The organism is Rhizobium sp. 01T437 (genome assembly GCF_056398505.1).
Map to the genome: position 1 here is coordinate 77,505 of NZ_JBFTPM010000023.1, position 20,823 is coordinate 98,327.

At 60.3% G+C, this 20,823-nt stretch carries 20 protein-coding genes; 16 read left to right on the top strand and 4 right to left on the bottom strand.

Annotation, left to right across the window (positions count from 1 at the left end):
* Positions 1-5 precede the first annotated feature (5 nt).
* The 5 genes from AC1DM5_RS31090 to AC1DM5_RS31110 all read left to right on the top strand — a co-directional run bounded on the left by AC1DM5_RS31090 (position 6) and on the right by AC1DM5_RS31110 (position 4,343).
* Complete coding sequence (locus tag AC1DM5_RS31090) at positions 6-1,847, top strand: peptide antibiotic resistance protein (protein WP_477818864.1); 1,842 nt, start codon at positions 6-8, stop codon at positions 1,845-1,847.
* Between the two features lie 11 nt (positions 1,848-1,858).
* The gene (locus AC1DM5_RS31095) at positions 1,859-2,077 is read left to right on the top strand and encodes a hypothetical protein (RefSeq protein WP_007815536.1); all 219 of its coding nucleotides are present in this window, start codon (positions 1,859-1,861) and stop codon (positions 2,075-2,077) included.
* A gap of 47 nt (positions 2,078-2,124) precedes the next feature.
* On the top strand, positions 2,125-3,282 hold the full coding sequence (locus AC1DM5_RS31100; RefSeq protein WP_477818903.1) for a YcaO-like family protein: 1,158 nt from the start codon (positions 2,125-2,127) through the stop codon (positions 3,280-3,282).
* Positions 3,279-4,016 carry a TfuA-like protein gene (locus tag AC1DM5_RS31105; protein ID WP_477818865.1) on the top strand — a complete coding sequence of 246 codons (738 nt, stop codon included), beginning with the start codon at positions 3,279-3,281 and terminating at the stop codon, positions 4,014-4,016. The genes AC1DM5_RS31100 and AC1DM5_RS31105 overlap by 4 nt, the downstream gene beginning before the upstream one ends.
* Before the next feature lie 123 nt (positions 4,017-4,139).
* Positions 4,140-4,343, top strand: coding sequence for a hypothetical protein (locus tag AC1DM5_RS31110; RefSeq protein WP_477818866.1), 204 nt, complete (start codon positions 4,140-4,142; stop codon positions 4,341-4,343).
* Between the two features lie 223 nt (positions 4,344-4,566).
* Here AC1DM5_RS31110 and AC1DM5_RS31115 read toward each other — a convergent pair whose 3' ends face one another.
* Positions 4,567-5,646: a LacI family DNA-binding transcriptional regulator gene (locus AC1DM5_RS31115; RefSeq protein ID WP_477818867.1), complete on the bottom strand. Its 1,080-nt coding sequence runs from the start codon at positions 5,644-5,646 to the stop codon at positions 4,567-4,569.
* A 234-nt stretch (positions 5,647-5,880) separates the two neighbouring features.
* Here AC1DM5_RS31115 and AC1DM5_RS31120 point away from each other — a divergent pair, with 234 nt between their 5' ends.
* From AC1DM5_RS31120 to AC1DM5_RS31145, 6 genes are all read left to right on the top strand, one after another.
* Positions 5,881-6,834, top strand: coding sequence for a sugar phosphate isomerase/epimerase family protein (locus AC1DM5_RS31120; RefSeq protein WP_477818868.1), 954 nt, complete (start codon positions 5,881-5,883; stop codon positions 6,832-6,834).
* 55 nt (positions 6,835-6,889) lie between these two features.
* Positions 6,890-8,119, top strand: coding sequence for an ABC transporter substrate-binding protein (locus AC1DM5_RS31125; protein ID WP_477818869.1), 1,230 nt, complete (start codon positions 6,890-6,892; stop codon positions 8,117-8,119).
* 74 nt (positions 8,120-8,193) lie between these two features.
* Positions 8,194-9,084 (top strand): carbohydrate ABC transporter permease, encoded by an 891-nt coding sequence (locus AC1DM5_RS31130; RefSeq protein ID WP_477976535.1) that lies wholly within the window; start codon positions 8,194-8,196, stop codon positions 9,082-9,084.
* Positions 9,081-9,959, top strand: coding sequence for a carbohydrate ABC transporter permease (locus AC1DM5_RS31135; protein WP_477818871.1), 879 nt, complete (start codon positions 9,081-9,083; stop codon positions 9,957-9,959). Before AC1DM5_RS31130 ends, AC1DM5_RS31135 begins: the two co-directional genes overlap by 4 nt.
* 6 nt (positions 9,960-9,965) lie before the next feature.
* The gene (locus tag AC1DM5_RS31140) at positions 9,966-11,045 is read left to right on the top strand and encodes an ABC transporter ATP-binding protein (protein ID WP_477818872.1); all 1,080 of its coding nucleotides are present in this window, start codon (positions 9,966-9,968) and stop codon (positions 11,043-11,045) included.
* Between the two features lie 70 nt (positions 11,046-11,115).
* Complete coding sequence (locus AC1DM5_RS31145; RefSeq protein WP_477818873.1) at positions 11,116-12,801, top strand: GMC oxidoreductase; 1,686 nt, start codon at positions 11,116-11,118, stop codon at positions 12,799-12,801.
* Between the two features lie 18 nt (positions 12,802-12,819).
* Here the strand turns inward: AC1DM5_RS31145 and AC1DM5_RS31150 are convergent, their stop codons facing one another.
* Entirely contained in the window at positions 12,820-14,148 is a 1,329-nt protein-coding gene (locus tag AC1DM5_RS31150; protein ID WP_477818874.1) for an aminotransferase-like domain-containing protein, read from the bottom strand.
* A 100-nt stretch (positions 14,149-14,248) separates the two neighbouring features.
* Here AC1DM5_RS31150 and AC1DM5_RS31155 point away from each other — a divergent pair, with 100 nt between their 5' ends.
* The 5 genes from AC1DM5_RS31155 (at position 14,249) to AC1DM5_RS31175 (ending at position 19,141) form a co-directional block, all read left to right on the top strand.
* Positions 14,249-15,220 (top strand): substrate-binding domain-containing protein, encoded by a 972-nt coding sequence (locus AC1DM5_RS31155; protein WP_477818875.1) that lies wholly within the window; start codon positions 14,249-14,251, stop codon positions 15,218-15,220.
* A gap of 47 nt (positions 15,221-15,267) precedes the next feature.
* Complete coding sequence (locus tag AC1DM5_RS31160) at positions 15,268-16,158, top strand: ABC transporter substrate-binding protein (RefSeq protein ID WP_477976537.1); 891 nt, start codon at positions 15,268-15,270, stop codon at positions 16,156-16,158.
* Positions 16,155-17,096 carry an amino acid ABC transporter permease gene (locus AC1DM5_RS31165; RefSeq protein WP_477976539.1) on the top strand — a complete coding sequence of 314 codons (942 nt, stop codon included), beginning with the start codon at positions 16,155-16,157 and terminating at the stop codon, positions 17,094-17,096. Before AC1DM5_RS31160 ends, AC1DM5_RS31165 begins: the two co-directional genes overlap by 4 nt.
* On the top strand, positions 17,093-17,872 hold the full coding sequence (locus AC1DM5_RS31170; protein WP_477976541.1) for an amino acid ABC transporter ATP-binding protein: 780 nt from the start codon (positions 17,093-17,095) through the stop codon (positions 17,870-17,872). Before AC1DM5_RS31165 ends, AC1DM5_RS31170 begins: the two co-directional genes overlap by 4 nt.
* A gap of 87 nt (positions 17,873-17,959) precedes the next feature.
* A complete protein-coding gene (locus AC1DM5_RS31175; RefSeq protein ID WP_477976543.1) occupies positions 17,960-19,141 on the top strand; it encodes a M20 aminoacylase family protein in 1,182 nt (393 codons plus the stop codon).
* A 73-nt stretch (positions 19,142-19,214) separates the two neighbouring features.
* On the opposite strand, the gene AC1DM5_RS31180 is transcribed toward AC1DM5_RS31175, so the two are convergent.
* Positions 19,215-20,399: a GTP-binding protein gene (locus AC1DM5_RS31180; protein WP_477818880.1), complete on the bottom strand. Its 1,185-nt coding sequence runs from the start codon at positions 20,397-20,399 to the stop codon at positions 19,215-19,217.
* A 91-nt stretch (positions 20,400-20,490) separates the two neighbouring features.
* On the bottom strand, positions 20,491-20,823 hold a 333-nt coding region (locus AC1DM5_RS31185; protein ID WP_477818881.1), incomplete at its 5' end, for a DUF4082 domain-containing protein.

The window sequence follows — 20,823 nt, forward strand, 5'->3', positions numbered from 1 at the left end:
CTTTCGTGATCCATCTCCAGACCTTTGGCGAATTGCGACTGACAGACGGCGTGGGAGCGCCGATCCGTTATCCGGTTAAGGCTCTGGTGATGCTCGCCTATCTGTATTGCTCACCGGATCAGCAGCGCAGCCGACAAGAGCTTGCGCGATTCTTGTGGAACGAGACCGGAGATCATCTTGCCGATCTCAATTTGCGGAAGCTGATTTCACGCATTCGCGACACAACGACAAGACCCGACGAACAGATACTGAATTTCGGGCCACCTTTCGTCAGCCTGAACAAGAACGTCCTATCGGTCGATCTCGATATATTGCGCAGGGAAGAGCAGCCCGTGGCGCAATTGGCGGCCGTCAGCGATCTCGTGCAACGTGGCTTCATTGCCGGTCTCAGCGCATCAACCAAGGCAATCGATGCATGGATCGAGCGCGAACGGCAGTTGCACCTGCTCACCCTGAGAGACATCTTCGTCAGGGCTGCGGATCATATTCGTGATGACGAGGACCGTCGCCTTCTGCGCCGCTCGGGACTTCAACTTCTTGAGGTCTTTCCCGGTGACGAGCAGATCCGATCGATCCTTCGTGGCACGGCAGACGACCATTCGCAGCGCCGCCCGCAGGCGGCGAAAGCCGTGGCGATGGCACGCAGTCGCATCGCCGAGCAGCAAGACGCCGGCATGCCGCAAATCATAACCGCAACATCTGCGCCGCGGCTTGTACTGCTGCCCCCGGGTGCGGCGACCCTGACGCGCGAGGCGGCAATTGCCGACGCCCTTATCGAGGATGTCACGATCGAGCTCTGCGCCCTGCGCAACATATCCGTCGTCGCACCCCATACAGCCGAGCAGATCCGCCGCGACTCCGACAAGGCTACCATCGTTCAACGGCATTCGATTTCCTACCTCCTGGACACACGGCTTTCCGGAGAGGGGCTTTATGCACAGCTCATCTATTTTCCGACCGACGAGATCTTGTGGGCAGCCCGATTCGACATGGCGGTCGAAACGCTGCCGACACAGAGGCGCTTGATCGCCCAGAGACTTGCCGACGCCGTCTCAGGACAACTGAAGCGAAACGAAAGCATTCGCCTTCGTAACGAGGCGGATCCGCAGGCCTACCATTCCTATCTCCTCGGCGCCGGTCTGCTTACCAAGCTTAGCCTGCCGGATATCCGGCGTGCACGGAAATCCTTCAAGCGCGCACTCCATTTTTCTCGAGACTATGCCCCGGCATTCACAGGCCTATCGCGGACATTCACCAGCGAGTGGCTGTTGACCACGCAAGGCGATCCCGCCCTGCTGCAGCTTGCGGAGGATCAGGCACTTCGGGCGATAGAGAGGGATTCAGAATCGGCAGCCGGGCATCGGGAACTTGGCGTGACGAAACTTTACCAGGGTGCTGTCGATGACAGCGTTGCAGCACTCGACCTCGCCGAAAGCCTCAGCCCGCATTATGCAGATGTGATCTATAGCCATGCGGACACGCTGGTCCATGCATCGCGGCCGCAAGATGCGCTGGAGAAAATCAAGAAAGCGATCTCGCTCAATCCGATCGCACCCGACGCCTACCTCTGGTGCGCAGCTGGGGCGAGCTACTTCCTTGAACACTACGAAGAAGCACTAGCCTATGTCGACCGGATGAAAGACAAGGCACCGGCCTATCGCATCGCGGCGGCCAGTTGCGCGATGATCGGCGATCGAAAACGGGCACAGTTTTATCGGCAACGCGCCGAGCTCCTCAATCCTGCTTTCGAAGTCGAGAAGTGGCTCGCCTTGGTGCCCTTCAAGGAGCAGTGGCAAAAAGAGCTTTACCGAGACGGTCTTTTCAAGGCCGGTTTTTCAAAAACCTGAAGGAGAATATTATGGCAAAAGTTGTTGTATTGGGTGTAACAGGCGAAAAGGGACTCTGGCTCGTGGATATCGCCGCGGGCACCGTAACACCGGTGCAGGTGCCTGCCAGCGGCGATCTGGCGGCAGCCGTCAAGCAGCGCGATGCCGGCGGCGTATTCATCAAGAATGTCGATTTCGCAATTGCCGTCTCCTCGGCTGATACGGTCTTCTCCGGCCACGTGGACGGCTAAGGCGCGCGACGCTGACCGGTCATTCCGACCTTTATTCCGACCGAACAATTGCGCCGCGGGACACATTGTCCCGTGTCGCTCCCTATTTGGAGGCGATGGGCATCACACGCCTGTCACGACAGACCGATCTCGATTGTGTCGGTCTTCCGGTCTGGTGTGCCTATACGCCAAACTCCCGCTCCATTGTCATCGCCCAAGGCAAAGGACTTGAGGATATCGACGCCAAGGTCTCGGCGGCGATGGAAGCCCTGGAGCGCGCGGTGGCGGGTGAGCCCATCACTGTCACCACTGTTTCATCGGCACGAGAGCTCAGACGCCGGGGCGATTGCGCCGAACCGCTCGATTGCCTGATCGCAAGCGGCGAGCAGGTCGTTAGCGAAGACGAGCAATTGGCCTGGAGCCTGGCAACCGAACTGCTTCACGACCAGCCAATCCATGTTCCCCAGGATGCCGCCCTCCTCGACCGAACGCGGCAGAACCGGTTCTGGATGTCGTCGGATGGTCTTGCCTCGGGCAACACCATGGAAGAAGCAGTATTCCATGGCATTCTGGAGCGCATCGAACGCGATGCCCATGTGCTTTGGCAGATCGCCGGCGATGACAAGCGCTGCGCATGCTGCGTCGATCCCAGGAGTTTTGCCGACGCAGCGCTCTCGGGCCTGATCGACAGGATCGAGGCCGCCGGGCTCATCTCGAAACTCTTCGATATCACGAGCGATATCGGTATCCCCTGCTATACCGCACTCGTCGCCCCATCAGCGGTCAACGGCAAAGTGCCGCTCCGGTTTGTCGAGGTCACCGGCGGCAGCGGCGCTCATCCCTGGGCCGTGCGGGCGGCAATCCGCGCCGTAACGGAAGCGCTTCAGTCTAGACTGACCTATATCAGCGGCGCCCGTGACGATGTCTGGCCCGAATTGTTCACAACGCCGCTTCCGGCACAAACCCGCACCACCTTTCTTGCCGTCCCCGCTTCTGTATCTGCGGCCGCCATCACAAGACCGGCCGGGAACATATCCGTCCTGTTGCATGACCTGCTGACGAGACTTCGCGCCAGCGGAATCGGCTCGGTGATTGCCCTTCCCTTGACGCCTGCGAACCTGCCATTTTCGGTGGTGAAGATATTCATACCCGATCTTGAGAACCCCGAGGGCAACAGGCTCCATCGTTTCGGCCAACGTGCCCTTGCAAGGGCGATGCGCTGGTGAAGGTCGTCTTCATCGGCCCGAGCTTGCCTAACACGGCAAGCCACGCCGCGACGGATATCGTTCTCCAGCCGCCCGCTGTTCAGGGAGATGTGTTAAGGGCGGTGGAAGATGGCGCAAACGTCATAGGTTTGGTCGACGGCGGCTTTGAAAATACCGCACCGGTTTGGCATAAGGAAATTCTCTTCGCGCTCTCCCTCAATGTCACGGTCCTGGGCGCAGCCAGCATGGGCGCCTTGCGCGCCGCTGAATGCCAAGCGTTTGGAATGATCGGCGTTGGCCGGATTTTCAACGACTATATCAGCGGAACCATCGTCGATGACGCCGATGTCGCGCTTCTGCACGAACCGATGGAACTGGGCGGCAGACCGCTGACCGTGCCGATGGTCAATGTGAGAAGCACTTTGGACGAGATGGAAAGGCAGCAGCTCTTTGATAAAGCCCTTCGCCTGGCTCTCGAACAAACCGCGGCAAATCTCTTCTTCAAGAAGAGAAGCTGGGCTCTCATCGTTCGCGCATGTGCTGCAATACCGGCATCGCAAAAGCCGCATTGGCTGAACATGCTGAAGACCCACGCAATCGATCAGAAGCGGATCGATGCCCTGGCTCTCCTCGAAGCTGTTCGCGACGCGGATGATCAGCGCGTGCCGATAAATCGCCATTGGGAATTCAGGAAAACCACGCTTTGGTCGGAACAACTAGCCCGCTCAAAAGCCCGGATCCCATTGCACCCATAAAGTGTTTCACGCGTTTTTCACGCACTTTAGTACCGAACTGTCCTTATGGTCATCTATGCAATCTGGAGAATTGATATGACGGTCATAGGGTCGGGAAAGCTTCAGCACGCAGCGGCGGCAGACATGGATGATCTTGACGAGCTCATGGCTTTGGCTCGGATGATCACCTATGCAAAGGCGTTAGCGGAAGATTTGAAGATCGAACTGGGCGCTCAGTCTCTCGATCTGGCATTGACGGCGGTCAGGCGGGAGCTGCGCAGAGCGACGGATGCCGATCTTCCCGGTCTGGAGCCGTTGCTCGCGGACATGAGTATCGAGCTGCACTGATCGGCCCTGCGGCCAATGCCTCAGTCGTTGTTTCACTAAAGGTTGTTGAACGCTCTCCCATCCAAGATTCGTTGGCGCCGAAGCAATGCTCGCAGAAACGGACTGGAACTCGGCAGGTGATTTCGCACCTGTCGATGCGGTCAGCCTCAGGCTGCATCCAGACAACTCCGAGAGAGCCCGATCGCGGTCGGTGCTCAGGACGCGCCTTCGCGTCAAAACAAAGTCAGGTCGTCAATTTTGAGTTCACCGCGATACTGTCACGGCGAATGAACCGGCTCGGAATGACGACGCGCAGTTCTCGCCTTTCATCCGACTTTTCCATCCTGGCAATCAGGAATTCTGTCGCGGTCTCCCCGAGAGCCTCCATGGGTTGCTCGATCGTCGAGAGCGGAGGCGCACAATATTCGCACACCGGAGATCCGTCGAACGAGACGATCGACAGGTCCTCAGGTACGCGCCATCCCATCTTCTGAACCTTGCTCATGAAGGAGATTGCCATATCGTCGCTCGTCGCCACGACAGCGGTCGGCTTTTCGTCGAGCTTTGCAAAGTCCTCGGCAGCCTGCAGACCCGTTTCGAAGCCGAACTGGAAGGTGAATTGGCCACCGGCGCGCGTGACATGCTGTTCGGAAAGCCCCGCCTCCTGCAAGGCTTCGACGAGACCGGCATAGCGTTCGATGTCGTGATAGTTGCCCGTCGGACCGGCGATGTAGAAGAAACGGCGATGCCCGAGCGCCAGGAGCTCCCGACCAGCCTCTTTCACAGCCTGTCTGTCATTGGTGATGATGCTCGGAACAGAAGTGTCGCTCATGTCGAGTAGAAGCGAAACGATCGGCAGTCCCGCCTCGGCAAGCGATCTGTTGGCGACCACCGGCAGCTGCGACGACAGGATCAGCGCACCCCTCACCGTTCCTCCGAAGGCAAGATCAAGGATATGCCGCTCGGAACTTTCGTCGCGATCGAGGTTGGCGATCATCAGATTATAGCCGTTGCGGATAACCGTGCGATTCACGGCCTCCAGAACCTGGGGAATGATCTGGGACGCGCCATAATGCAGCGAGCCCGGCAGGATGATCATGATTACGTTCGACTTGCCGACGCGCAGGTTGCGGGCAGCGGCATTGGGCGTATAGCCGAGTTGTTCGGCTGCGGCGGCAATCCTTGCTCTGGTCTTTTCGTTGACCCGCCCCGGATTGGCCAAGGCGCGACTGACTGTGGAAGTTGCGACGCCCGCCAGACGTGCGACATCGGCCATCAGGGCGGATGATCCCTCTGTGGATAGGCTATCTTCGGTTTTCTTCATCATTCCATCCACTTAGCCCAGTGCAACCAAACCCTGTTCGGCTCACGAATCCCGTTATAGCAAACGATTGCCAAAAACTCGAAGAAAAGCGTTGCATATTTTATCGGCTTGACTAATATCCAGGCATGGCAATCGATTGCCAATTGCCAAAACATTGAATTTACTGGATAAAATTCGACGCGAGAGACGCTCTTCGCGACGGATGAGCTATGCCTGGATGGAAGGGACTGAATAATGGCCGCGAGTGACAATCTGCGTTTTGGTGTGGACCTGGTCACCTTCTTTCATCCAGGCTTCTGGGGCGTCGACAGCTATGACGCAATCGTCGAACATGCGAAGTCTCAGCCGCGGCAGTTCTGGGACAAGATCCTCGATAGCATCCAGGCCTCGGGCGTGACCGGTGTCGAGCTGACGTTCTCGCCGTTCAACTGGCAGGATGCGATCAAGACCTACGGGTCTGTGGAGACTTTCAGCGCCGAGCTTTCTGCCCGCGGGCTCCAGCTCGCATCCGGCTTCTTCGCGGAGCTGGAAGCATCGGGCGATTTTACCGAGGCTGCCGCGCAGGCAGCCATCATCGCCAAGGCCGAACAATATGCCGATTTCATCAAGGCCTGCGGCGGCGATATCATGGTCATTGGCGCACCGATGCGTCAGACGCCGGGCGAAGAGCCCGTGCGTTTCCGCGATTTCGAACAGGCCAAGGTCATCGCCGACTTCCTGAATCGGCTCGGAGCCATCCTTTACAAGAAGGGTGTCAAGCTCGCCGTGCATACGGAAGCGCATTCGATCTTTGCAGCTGCCCGCGACGTCGATCTTCTGATGCTGCTGACGGATCCGGCTTACGTGCATATGTGCCCGGACACGGCGCACATCATTCTCGAGGGTTCCGACCCGATCCAGCTCGTCGATCGCCATCACGAGCGCATGATCATCGCCCACTGGAAGGATGCGGTCGGCAAAATGCCGGCAGACACGCCGATCGGCACCGACATCCACGAGCGCCACCGTCCCTTTTTCTGCGGCTTCGGCCTTGGCCGCGTCGACTGGCCGGCCTGGATCCGCCTCTTGCGGGATCACCAGTTCAATGGCTGGGCAATTCTCGAGCTCGACGCCGCAGCCGATCCCGTTGGCGACATCGCCAATGGTCTGACCCTCGTGCGGCAGGCGCTGCTGCCGATCTATCGCTAACCGTACCTTGCAACCAAACGGCCCCGCAAAGAGGGCCTATTCAAGAGGTGGAACAATGAAGAAAATGACGCTCCTGCTCGCCGGTACCATGCTGCTTGGCGTTGCCGGCCTTGCGAATGCAGATGACAAACTGAAGGCCGAGGTCTTCACCTCCTGGACATCAGGTGGGGAGGGCCGCGCCGTCGACGCCATCAAGAAGGAATTCGAAAAGCGCGGCGGTGTGTGGGAGAGCTCCACGATTGCCGGCTTCGAAAATGCCAATGCCGCCTTCCAGAACCGCCTCGTCGCCGGTGATCCCCCGACCGCAAAACAGGTCGTCGTCGGCAAGGACCCGGCCGAACTGATCGAGCAGGGCCTGATGAACCCGATGGATGAAGTGGCGGCTGCCGGCAAGTGGAAGGATGCGCTTCCCAAGGCACTCTATGATTACATCACCTATGACGGCAAAGTTTATCTGACGCCGACCGGCATTCATGGCGAAAGCTGGATGTTCTATTCCAAGGACGCCTTCAGCAAGGCCGCGATCACCGAAGAGCCCAAGGACTGGAACACCTTCTTCGCCGACATGGACAAGCTGAAGGCCGCAGGCCTGACACCGATCGCCTGGGGCGGCCAAGGCTGGCAGGAGGTGAAGGTCTTCAACATGGTGCTCCTGTCCCAGGTGGGCATGGACGGCTTCATGAAGATCTATGCCGAGAAGGATCGGGCAGCCCTGACCTCCGACGGCGTCAAGAAGGCGCTCGAAATCTTCGGCAAAATGCGGGCTTACGTCGATGAAGGCTCTGCCGGCCGCAACTGGAACGACGCGACCGCCATGGTCATCACCGGCAAGGCCGGCGTGCAGTTCATGGGTGATTGGGCCAAGGGCGAGTTCACGGCTGCCGGCAAAGTCGCCGACAAGGATTTCGGCTGCGCCATCTCTCCCGCTTCCCCAGGCCTGATCTACATCTCCGACGCTTTCGCTTATCTGAAGACGAACGATGCCAACCAGGACGCTGCGCAGAAACTGCTGGCCGAGGTCGTCATGGACCCCGCAGTTCAGGTCGAATTCTCGCTGAACAAGGGCTCGATCCCCGCGCGCATCGATGTCGACAAGTCCAAGTTCGACGCCTGCACCCAGAAGGGCATGGCCTTCATGGCCGAGGGCAAGATCGTTCCCGAACACGCCATCACCACGACGCCGGAGCAGGTGGGCGCTCTGACAGACTTCATCGGCGAATTCTGGGCCAATCCGTCCGCCGATGTCGATGCATCGGCTGCGCAGTTCGCCGCGATCTTCGAGTAAGATCGGACAAGCCTGTCGCCTGCACCGCACCACCGGTGCAGGCGACTTTCGAAGCCCCTTGAAAAGACGCTCTGATGAAACGGAAGCATAACCGCTCGAAGGCGGCGCTCATCGCTCTCATCCCGACCTGGGCTGCGGTGGTCGTCGTCTACCTCGGCACCATGGTCTGGTCGGTGACCCTGTCCTTCACCAATTCGCGGCTGTTCCCGTCATGGAACTTCGTCGGGTTCGAGCAATATTCCAAGCTGTTTCAGACCGCCAAATGGCTGGTCTCCTTCCAGAACCTGATCATCTTCGGCGTGCTTTACGTCTTTGGCTGCCTGTTTATCGGCTTCCTGCTTGCCGCCGCCCTAGATCGCAAGGTGCGCTTCGAAAGCGCCTTCCGGACGATCTTCCTCTATCCCTATGCCATGTCCTTCGTCGTCACCGGCCTGATCTGGCAATGGATGATGAACCCGACGCTCGGCGTTCAGGCAAGCGTGCGTGCGCTTGGCTGGCAGGGTTTTTCCTTCGACTGGATCATCAACCGCGATCTTGCGATCTATGCGGTGGTGATCGCGGCCCTCTGGCAGGGCGCTGGCCTCGTCATGATCCTTGTGCTGGCCGGCATGCGCGGCATCGATGGCGAGCAGTGGCGCGCTGCCCGCATCGACGGCATTCCTGTCTGGCGCACCTATGTTTCGATCATCCTGCCGCAACTGACGCCGGCCTTTGCCGCCGCCGGCACGCTGCTCTCCATGGGCGTGATCAAGACCTACGATATCGTCGTGGCGCTCACCAATGGCGGACCGGGATCGGCAACAGAGGTGCCGGCGAAATTCATCATGGACAATCTGTTCCAGCGTCAGAATCTCGGCCTTGCGACAGCAGCGGCGACCGTCCTGCTTTTAACCGTGCTGATCATCGTCGCACCGTTCCGCTATGCCCAACATATCCGCGCCCGGCGCCAGGCAGGTACGTTATGATCCATCCCCGCGGCCCCAGGCCGACGCAGATCACCGCAGCGCGCATCGGCCTTTATGCCTTCCTCATCTCTGCCGCACTGTTCTTTGCCGTGCCGCTTTACGTGATGATCGTCACGTCGCTGAAGACCATGGACGAGATCCGGCTGGGGCAGATTTTTGCCCTGCCGTTGCACCTGGATTTCACCGCCTGGAAGACGGCCTGGGCCGGCGCCTGTGCCGGCAGCGAATGCACCGGCGTGCGCATGGGCTTCGTGAATTCAGTGAAGATCACCGTACCGGCCGTTGTCATCTCTGTCCTGATCGGCGCAATCAACGGTTATGCACTCTCCTTCTGGCGCCCGAAGGCCGGACGCCTGATGTTCGGCCTGCTGATGGCCGGCGCTCTGGTGCCCTACCAGATCTTTCTCTATCCGCTGGTACGCGCCATGGCGGTGATGGGCTTCTACAACAGCCTCGGTGGCATCATTCTCGTGCATGTGCTGTTCGGCCTGCCGCTGGTGACGCTGCTCTTTCGCAATTATTTCGTCACCATTCCGGAAGAGTTGTTCAAGGCAGCGCGCGTCGATGGCGCCGGCTTCTGGCGGATTTTCATCGAGATCATGCTGCCGATGGCGCTTCCGATGATCGTGGTCGCCTCGATGTTCCAGTTCACGGGCATCTGGAACGACTTCCTGCTCGGCGTCGTCTTTGCCGGACGCGACAATCTGCCGATGACAGTACAGCTCAACAACATCGTCAATACGACGATGGGCGAGCGCAACTACAACGTCAACATGGCGGCCACCATCCTCACCGCCATCATTCCGCTCGCCATCTATTTCCTGTCCGGACGCTGGTTCGTCCGCGGGATCGCGGCCGGCGCCGTCAAGGGGTAAGGCTGAATGCACTCTGCTGTTTCCATCAAGGACTTAAAGATCAGCTACGGCGACCATACTGTGATCGAAAAGATGTCGCTCGACATCGCGCCGAAGGAATTCCTCGTCCTGCTTGGTCCATCCGGCTGCGGCAAGTCGACCTTGCTGAACGCGATCGCCGGCCTTGCCGACATCACCGACGGGGAAATCTGGATCTCGGGGGAAAACGTTACCTGGGAAGAACCGAAGGACCGTGGCATCGGCATGGTGTTTCAGTCCTATGCGCTCTATCCCCGCATGTCGGTGCGCAAGAACCTCTCCTTCGGCCTCAGGGTCGCGGGCCTGCCGAAGCCGGAGATCGACGGCCGGGTCGAGCGAGCGGCATCGCTCCTGCATCTTGAAAAGCTGCTCGACCGCCGTCCGGCCGAGCTTTCGGGCGGCCAGCGCCAGCGTGTCGCGATCGGCCGCGCGCTGGTACGCGAAGTCGATGTCTTCCTGTTCGACGAGCCGCTGTCGAACCTCGATGCCAAACTACGCAACGAGCTGCGCGTCGAGATCAAGAAGCTGCACCAGCAGCTCGGCAATACGATGATCTACGTCACCCATGACCAGGTGGAGGCGCTCACACTTGCCGACCGCATCGCCATCATGCGCGATGGCGTGATCCAGCAACTGAGCACACCGGCGGAGATCTATCACCGGCCTGCTAACCTCTTCGTTGCCGGCTTCATCGGCGCTCCCTCGATGAATTTCATTCAAGGCAGCATCGAGCGGGACGGCGATAAGATGCTGTTCAAGGTGGGCGACCTCACCCTCGACATGTCTGGTTATGCTTTTGCCGCAAGGCCGCAAGCCGGCCCGGTAACGCTTGGCGTGCGTCCGGAACATCTGAGTATCCGCCCGGATGCCCGGGACGCCGCGCTTCTGGCAACTGTCTCGGTCCTGGAGCCGATGGGCTCCGATACGGTCGTCTGGCTCACCTGGAAGGACACGAGCCTGTCGCTGCGGGTGATGGGCGATCTCGCGCTCCAACCGGGCGATGTCATCGGCATCGGTCTCGATCTCTCCAAGGCATCGCTTTTTGCAGGGGACGGCAATCGCCTCTGAGCCGTCCTCTCCCGGCAGCAGAGAGATCGTGCCGGTCCCATTCCATTGATGAAGTCAGGTTTTGAACGACATGTCTGAGAAAGTGTATGATGCGCTGGTGATCGGCTCCGGCGCGGCCGGCTCCTTTGCCGCCATGGAATTGACGGCCAATGGTCTATCCGTCCTGCTTCTCGAAGCCGGCCCTGAGATCAACAAGAAAGATTTCGATCCCACCCGCAAGAAACCGCCCGCAAGCGCCATCAATATCTGGGAGCGGGCACGGGCAACCATCAAGGGCCAGCCGGTGCAGGCCCGCGCCGCCTTCTTCACCGAGCGCTTCAGCCGCTTCTTCGTCAATGACCGGAAGAACCCCTATACCACGCCGCGCGGGGAACCCTTCCTGTGGATCCGCGGCCGGCAGTCGGGTGGGCGACTGCACAGTTTCGGGCGGGTGCTGCTGCGCTGGAGCGACGACGATTTCAAGATTGAAAGCCGCAGCGGCCGCGGCCTCGACTGGCCCGTCTCCTATGACGAACTCACCCCCTTCTATGCCGAAGCCGAAAGCCAGCTTGGCCTCTACGGCAATCAGGATCATGTCTCGACCTTGCCGGACGGCGTCTATTCCCGCCCTGCCAAGCTGACACCGGCCGAAGAGCTCTTCAAGAAGACAGTCGAAAGTCAGGCGCCCGAACGGCATGTCGTATCCTGGCGCTATATCGCACCGGACGCCGAGCGCGTGCCGCGCCCGCTGCGCGAGGCGCTCGCCAGCGGCAAGTTGACCATCCGCCACGATGCGATCGTGCGCCGCATTACCACGGATGCGAAGACAGGCCGGGCGACGGGCGCAGAATACGTTGATCGCAATTCCGGCAGCGTCCATGCGGTCAAAGCCGAAAACGTCGTCCTCTGCGCCTCACCGATCGAAAGCGTTCGCCTGCTCCTGAATTCTCCATCGGCAAAGCACCCGAACGGGCTTGGCAATAGTTCGGGCACACTCGGTCGTTATTTCATGGACCAGCTGCCTTGCCTGGCCTTTGGAACCTTTCCGCCTGCCCGTGGCTGGTCGCATGACGATTCGGCGCCGCAGGACCCGTTCTACAATCCGTCGGGCGGGATCTTCGTGCCCCGCTTCGACAATGTGGAAGGAAAGACGCCGCGCGGCGACTTCGCCTATCAGGGCAGCGTCGGCCGCGCACCGGTCGGCGACAACGAGCCGTCGGGCCTTGCCTTCTTCGGCTTCGGCCTGATGCTGCCGCATGCCGACAATCGCATCACTCTCGATGCCAGCCGCAAGGATGCCTGGGGCATTCCGGTACCGCACATCCGCTGCGTCATGCATGAGCCCGAGCAGGAACTGATCCGCAAGCAGGAAATGACCCTGATCGACATGGTGAAGAGTGCCGGCGGCGAGCTCGACTTCATCGGATCACCGCTTGGCCTGAGAGAAATGGGCCGTGGCGCTTTCCCGGATGCCGACCCTTTAAGCCGTTTCCTGTTCCGCAAGTGGTTCCGAAAGACCATGTGCATGGGTGCGGCAATCCATGAAAGCGGCGGCGCGCGCATGGGTACCTCGCCGGAAAACTCCGTCCTCAACGGATGGAACCAGAGCTGGGACGTGCCCAATCTTCTTGTGACCGACGCCAGCGCCTTTGCCGGTGGCGGAACGGCGGGTACGACCTTGACCGTCATGGCCCTAACCCTTCGCGCCTGCCGGAAGCTCGCGGCGCAGTACCGCGGATCTGCCGGCGTCTCCAAACGTCGTGAAGTGTTGGGATGACTGGAGCGACACCAAAGACTAGGCCGGGCTGGCAGCCAGCGCGATCGAGTCGGCCACGTCATTTACCCGATCAGACAATATGGCCGTCGCCACGCGAAGATGTGCGCTTGGAAGGATGGAAAATTTAGCGCCGGGATGAACCGCAATACCTCGCGCCGCCAGCGTGACCATCGCGAAAGGTTCGGATGCGACCGGCACCCAGGCACACAGGCCGCTACCATGTTGCACTTCGATCCCACGTCCCCCCAGGGCGTCGACCAGATCGGCCCGACGCTGGAAATAGATATCGCGAGAGAGTTGCAGCGAGGTTTGCGTCACGGGATCCCGCAGAAGCCATGCGGTGGCCGCCTGAAGGATGCGGCTTGTCCAGCCGGCGCTGAAGCTGCGGTAGGACTGGATCTGTTCGACGATCGCCCGCGAGCTTGAGAGCACAGCAAGCCTCAGATCCGGACCATGCGTCTTCGAATAGGAGAGAATGTGAATGGTCCGGTCGGCAAACCGGCCGCCGAGCGAATGACGCGGAGCCGTGGAAATGTCGGCGATGCCGTCATCTTCGACGATCAAGGTGTCCGTGCCGTCGAGAATGTCTCCAAGCCGTTGCAACCGCTCGCTGCTGACGTGCTGGCCGGTCACCGAGTGAAGCCGCGGCTGGAAAATGAAGGCGACCGGCCGCAGCTTCATTGCGGCCTCGAGAGACGAAGGCAGYGGCCCTTCCCGATCGCACTGGACCGGAATGATCTGCACGCCGCGGTCCTCCAGAATATCAAGAAGCCGCATCGCGGTCGGATCTTCGATTGCAACGGACGCACCGGGCATGACGAGCGCCTGGATAAGCGTGTAGACCGCGTTATAGCCTCCGTTCGTCGCCAGAAATGCCTCCGGTTCATATGGCCAGGACTTTCGGACAGCCTTTTCGAGTTCCGGAAGAATGCGGCTTCGCTCGTAGCTGTTGAGATTTTCCGCCGACGCTCCATAGGTCATGGCTTCGGTAAGCTTCGGCAAAAGCCGAACATCCGGCACGGCCGATGTAAGGTCGAGGACGTCGGCTCCATAACGGCCGGAACTGCCGAGCCGTTCGGGTTTCGCCACGAAACGGTCGCCGCTCACCCAGGTGCCGTTCCGTCCCCTGCCGGTAATGATTTTCTGGCGTCTCAGCTCGCTCCAGGCCTCGGAGATCGTCGCCGGACTGATCCCGAGCGCAAAGGCGAGATCGCGGATCGGCGGCAGCTTCGTTCCGACGGGAAGTGCCCCGGCCCGGATCAAGGCACTGGTTTCAATCGCAATTCCTCGAATTGTCCGATCGGTCAATTTTTGGGCAAACCATGCCGCATCGACAATATCGCTCATTTAATCGCCACTTTTAATGTTCAATAACGTAATAACGTTTGATCGGATAAATTTGAACATTTAATTGTTCCGAAAACAAGGTCTTTGCGAGTGAATGCCGATGCCCCTTAACCTCCGACTTGCCCTGCGTGACTGGGACTACATGACGCCCCTGGTTCTCGGCGATGTCTCCTCTCCCAAGCTTGACATCAAGGTCGATCGTGTCGGCACATTGCTCTCGCATCTCGGCAAGAGCGACCACTACGATGTCGCGGAAATGTCCTTCAGCCGCTACACGCAGCTGCGCATTGATGGCGACGAGAGCGTCGTCGGCATTCCGAACTTCATCATGCGCGGCTTCCGTCACCGCTGCATCATCACCCGCAAGGACGGCCCCATCACCGAACTTCGCCAGCTGGCCGGAAAGCGCATCGGCGTCACCGGGTGGCGCGACTCCGGAAACACCTGGACCAGAGCGGCGCTGCGCCGCGAGGGCGTCGGCGTCGAGGATGCCATGTGGTATGCAGGCCGCCTGACGGAAGCGCATCCGGTCGTCGATCGCCTGGACGGGTTCGGCCGGCCCGGCCGCATCGAAGCGGCTCCCGGCGAACGTCCCATGGTCGACCTGCTCAAGGAAGGCTTCCTGGACGCGATCTTCACGCCTTTCATGCCTGACGGCTATTTCGGCGGCCGATCGCCGTTCCGGCAGGTCGTTTCCGATTTCAGGGGTGCCGAACGTCGATATTTCGATGATGTGGGCTATGTTCCCGGCATGCATCTGATCGGCATCAAAGCGGTCATCGTCGCGCAGAACCCGTGGGTGATCGAAGAGCTCAGCAAGCTGATCGATGAATCGCAGCGGATGTGGCTGAGCAAACGCCGCAAATACGCCGACACCTCGCCCTTCATGATGGACGAGCTTTTGAAGTCGGCTGCCGAACTCCCGGCCGGCTGGGAGGCCAGCGGCTTTGCGGTCAACCGCAAGATGATCGCCGACTTCGCGAGCGAGCTTCACGTCCAGGGCATCCTGCCGCAGCTGATGACGCCGGAAGAGCTCTTCTCCTTCGATGTGGACGGTAGCCGCATCGGGTGAGCGCAACACGAAACGCATAAATTCGAACCAAACAGGGGAACTAAATAATGTCGATCAGGAAAATTGCATGCCTTGCTCTGACGAGCGTAGTGATCTCGGGAACGGCCTTCGCTGAAGATGCGGCCCTGCCCAAGCTTTCCGTCAACGACGCGCTTCATGCGCAGTTGCCCGAAGCGATCCGCACGTCCGGCAAGATGATCTCCGTCAACAATGGCTCGTTTCCTCCCTATGAAATCGTCACGGGCACCGAGATGAGCGGCGCCAGCGCCGATCTGACCGACGCGCTCGGTGAGGTTCTCGGCGTCAAGATCGAGCACGAGACCGTCGGTGGCCTGCCGGCGCTGCTGGCCGGTGTCAATTCCGGTCGTTACCAGTTTGCCTTCGGTCCCGTCGGCGACTTCAAGAGCCGCGAAGAGTCCAACGATTTCGTCGACTGGGTTCAGGAATTCGTGGTCTTCTCCGTGCAGAAGGGCAATCCGAAGGGCATCACCTCGCTCGATACCGCCTGCGGTAACCGCATCGCCGTCATGGCCGGCGGTTCGGCCGAAAAGGTCATCCAGGTGCAGGCCGAAAAATGCAAGACTGATGGCAAGGGCGCGATCGAGGTGCAGTCCTTCACCGACCAGCCGAGCTCGATCCTTGCCGTCCGTTCCAAGCGGTCGGATGCCTTCTTCTCCTCCCAGGCACCGCTCACCTATTTCGTGTCGCAGGCCAACGGCCAGCTGGAACTGACCGGTGTCGGACAGAAGAACGGTTTCGAGAACCTCTATCAGGGCGCGGTTGTCGCAAAGGGCTCGCCACTCGGGCCAGTCCTGCGCGATGCAGTCAAGGTGCTGATGGACAACGGCACCTATGCCGCGATCATGAAGAAGTGGGGCCTTGAGAACAACATGATCAAGGAGCCCAGCATCAACCTCGGTGGGACGCTTCCGAAATGAGCACACAAGTACAAACACTCGCATCGCCCCCCGGCGATGCGAGAAGCCGGGATGTGGCCCATGCCCACAAGCCCTTCCCCAAAGGCCGCGTCGCGGCCTGGGCCATCACGATTGCGATCGCCGCCTATTGCGCCTGGTCGGTCGCGCATAATGAGAATTTCGGCTGGCCGGTCGTCGCACACTATTTCTTCGACCCGACCGTCATCAGCGGGCTTTACGTCTCGCTTGGCCTGACGGTCGTCGCGATGATCATCGGCATCGCGCTCGGCCTCGTGCTGGCCGTCGCGAGAATGTCCAGCGATCGCCTGGCAAGTTCGCTTGCCTCGCTGTTCATCTGGTTCTTCCGCGGAACACCGCTCCTGGTGCAGCTGATCTTCTGGTACAATCTTTCGACGCTCTTTCCGACGCTGTCGATCGGCATCCCCTTCGGCCCGACCTTCATGAGCTGGGATACGAATTCGGTGATCAGCCCGATGACGGCTGCAATTGCCGGTCTTGCGCTCAATGAGTCTGCCTATATGGCGGAAATCATCCGCGGCGGGTTGCTTTCGGTGGACAAGGGCCAGTACGAGACGGCGGAAGCCTTCGGCATGACGCGCATCCGCGCGCTTCGCCGCATCATCATTCCGCAGGCCATGCGCTCGATCGTACCGCCGACCGGCAACCAGCTGATCAGCATGATCAAGGCGACCTCGCTCGTCAGCGTCATCGCCATGGCTGATCTCCTCTATTCGGTACAGTCGATCTATAACCGCACCTTCGAGATCGTGCCGATGCTGCTCGTCGCCGTCCTCTGGTACCTGCTCATCACGTCGGTCCTGAATGTCGGCCAGGCCTATATCGAACGCTACTACAGCCGCGGTGATCGCCGCACGGGCGCCGCCAAGCCTGTAAAGGAAGCGGCTATCATGGCACAGGTAACGGAGGCAGGCGTATGAACGAGATCGCCACTATCGAGCCTCTCGTCAAGGCACGCAATGTCCACAAGTCCTTCGCAGATCTGGAAGTGCTGAAGGGTATCGATCTCGACGTCGCGCCCGGTGAGGTCGTCGTCGTCCTTGGCCCCTCCGGCTCCGGCAAATCGACATTCCTGCGCTGTATCAACCACCTCGAATCCATCAACCAGGGTTCGATCGAGGTGGACGGTGAACAGATCGGCTACCGCCTGCACAAGGACCGGCTGCTGCAGCTGTCGAACCATGCGATCGCCCTGCAGCGGCGAAAGATCGGCATGGTGTTCCAGCAGTTCAATCTCTACCCGCATATGACGGCACTGCAGAACATCATCGAGGCGCCGGTCGGCATCCACGGTGAAAGCCGGAAGGTTGCGACCGAAAACGCGCTGAAGCTCCTGGAACGGGTCGGGCTTTCGGCCAAGGCCGAAAGCTATCCGCGCCAGCTTTCCGGCGGCCAGCAGCAGCGTGTGGCGATTGCCCGCGCGCTCGCCATCAAGCCGAAGCTGATGCTGTTCGACGAACCGACTTCGGCACTCGACCCCGAGCTGGTCGGCGAGGTTCTCGCCACCATGCGGGATCTTGCAAACCAGGGTCTGACGATGGTCGTCGTCACCCACGAGATCAGTTTCGCGCGGGAAGCAGCCGACCGCGTCGTCTTCATGGATGACGGCAAGGTCGTGGAACAGGGCAAGCCGGAAGACGTGATCGGCAACCCGCAGCACCCCCGCACCAGAAGCTTCCTGTCGCGCTTCATCTAGCGCGGCGGCTCCCCATGTCCTTGCCCTGCGGGCTGGCTTTACCGTGAGCCGGCCGACGACACCCGCGCCCATCAAACTGGAATTGCCATGTCCCTCGACAATGATTTTGCCCGCCTCTCCGATTTCGAACCGATGGAAGCAGAGCTGACGGCTGTCCGCCGGCATCTGCACGCTCATCCAGAGCTCTCCTTCGAAGAGGCCGAGACCGCGCGTTTCGTTGCCGAAAAGCTGGAATCCTGGGGTTATGAGGTGACCCGCAACGTCGGCGGCCATGGCGTGGTTGCGCGCATGACGGTCGGCGCCGGAAAGAAGAGCATCGCCATTCGCGCCGATATGGACGCCCTGCCGATCACCGAGGAAACCGGGCGCCCCTATGCCAGCACGGTTGTCGGCAAGATGCATGCCTGCGGACATGACGGCCACACGACGATCCTTCTCGGCGCGGCCGAATATCTGGCACGCACGCGCCGCTTCAACGGCACCATCAATCTCATTTTCCAGCCGGCCGAGGAGGCAGGTGCGCTGAGCGGTGCGCCCGCAATGATCGCTGACGGGCTGTTCGAACGCTTTCCCTTCGACGTTATCTTCGGCCTGCACAATCATCCCGGCGCACCAGAAGGCACCTGGCTGATGCGGTCCGGACCGCTGATGGCGGCTGCCGACAGCGCCGAGATCATCATCAGGGGCAAGGGCGGCCACGCCTCGCGGCCGCATCTCACCGTCGACCCGGTGGTCGTTGCCTGCAACCTCGTCGTCAGCCTGCAATCGGTCGTCTCGCGCAGCATCGATCCGACACAGACCGCCGTCGTCACGGTCGGGGCGATCCATGCCGGCGAGGCCGCAAACGTGATCCCCGAAAATGCAAAACTGCTGCTCAGCATTCGCTCCTTCGACCCGAATGTACGCGAGACGCTGGAGTTCAGGATCCGTAAGCTCGCCGAGACGATCGCCGACGGTTACGGCGCAACCGCGCAAATCGAATACACTCGCGGACACCCCGTGGTCGTCAATTCGGAAGCGGAAACCGAATTCGCCCGCATGGTTGCAGAAGAGCTCGTCGGTGCTGACAAGGTAGTTCTCTGCAACCTCATTCCCGGCAGTGAGGACTTCTCGCATTTCCTCGAGCACAAGCCCGGCAGCTTCCTGCGGCTGGGCAACGGCGTGGAATCCGCGATCCTGCACAGCTCCAAATACGACTTTGCCGACAAATCCCTGACGGCGGGCGCTGCGATGTGGGCACGCTTGACCGAACGCTATCTCGACGACTGAAGCCTCCTGGCAACAGGCCGTGAACTCTCGCGTCCGTGTGTTCGCGCGCAAACATTGCGAAGCCGTCCCCGCGCTACCAGGCCGGAAACGGATCTTCGAGGGCGGCCCAATCACGCGGATCGGCGCTGGCGAGGCAATCGTCCAACGCGGTCCGCACGCCTGGCTCGTCCATGCCAACGCCGATGAACACCAGTTCCTGCCGACGGTCGCCCCAGGCGCTGTCCCATCGGCTTTGCAGGTGCTGATGAAACTGCTGATGGCTCGGCCAGTCCTGCCGGGGAACAGCTGCCCACCAAAGCCCCATGGGTTCGCAGCGTCGCTGCACTCCTGCGGCCGACATAAGGCCCACGTGACGCGGGCGCGTGGCAAGCCAGAAATGGCCCTTGGCGCGAAGCACTCCCGGCCAGGGCTCGTCCAGGAATGCGCGAAACCGCTTGGGGTCGAAGGGGCGCCTCGTGCGGTAGACAAAGCTCGATACCCCGTATTCCTCCGTCTCCGGAACATGTTCGCCCGGGCTGTACAATTCCTTGTGCCACAAAGGATGCGCGGCGGCCTTTTCTTCATCAAAGAGGCCTGTATTGAGGACCGTTGCCAGAGAAACCTTGCCGAGATCCGTCTCCACCTGACGCGCATCCGGGTTGAGAGACGCCACGATCTTGCGGACCTCCGCGCGGACCTCTTCACTCGCATCCGAGATCTTGTTGATCACAACGACATCGGCAAACTCGATCTGGTCGACCAGCAGGTCGATGAGGGTGCGCCGATCCTCACCATCCCGTTGCAGGCCGCGGTCGGCAAGCAGATCGACGCTACTGTAGTCGGCTAACAGGTTTGCAGCGTCGACTACAGTGACCATTGTGTCGAGTCTGGCAAAATCGGAGAGCGAAACGCCGTTCTCGTCACAGAAGGAAAAGGTCGCCGCGATGGGGCGTGGCTCGGCAATGCCGGTGCCTTCGATCAACAGATAGTCGTATCGCCCCTCTTCGGCCAGTCGCCGTACTTCCGTCAGGAGGTCGTTGCGGAGGGTACAACATATGCAGCCATTGCTGAGCTCGACCAATGTCTCCGTCGTGTGCGACAGGTTGCAGCCGCCGTCTCGAATGAGACTGGCGTCTATGTTCACTTCACTCATGTCGTTGACGATGACGGCGACCCGCAAGTCATCACGATTGTTCAGGACGTGACTGAGAAGCGTCGTCTTACCAGCGCCGAGAAAACCGGCGAGCACGGTTACCGGGAGCCGCTCGATACTGTTCATCGGCATGCCTTGAATGTGGGTACTCGGAGCGGTCGGTATTTGCGTCGTATGAGCCTCATTCGAACCCCGTTCGTAGCCTCCTTCCGATGCGTCATGCGGCAAGCTGTGGGCGGAAGACCACATCGGCGTAGTAATTCGCTGAATCATAGGTGTTGGTCGGGAAGAGCCCCGCGGTGGCGGATCCGCCATAGGCATAGACGCCATTGCCACCAGCCAAAGCACTTGACTGGGCCGTCAGCGGACCGTTTGTCACGGCATTGGTGAAGAAGCCGTCCGTCGCCACATAGGCACCTGTCGTGTGGTAGGAGGCGACATAATTGGTGTTGGCGGTGATGGTAACGGGTGTTGCAAAGTTCACCGTCTGCCAGCCGCTCGCCGTGGTGTTGGTGAAGGTGGCGGTCGCGAGTTTGGTGCCTGTCGTGGT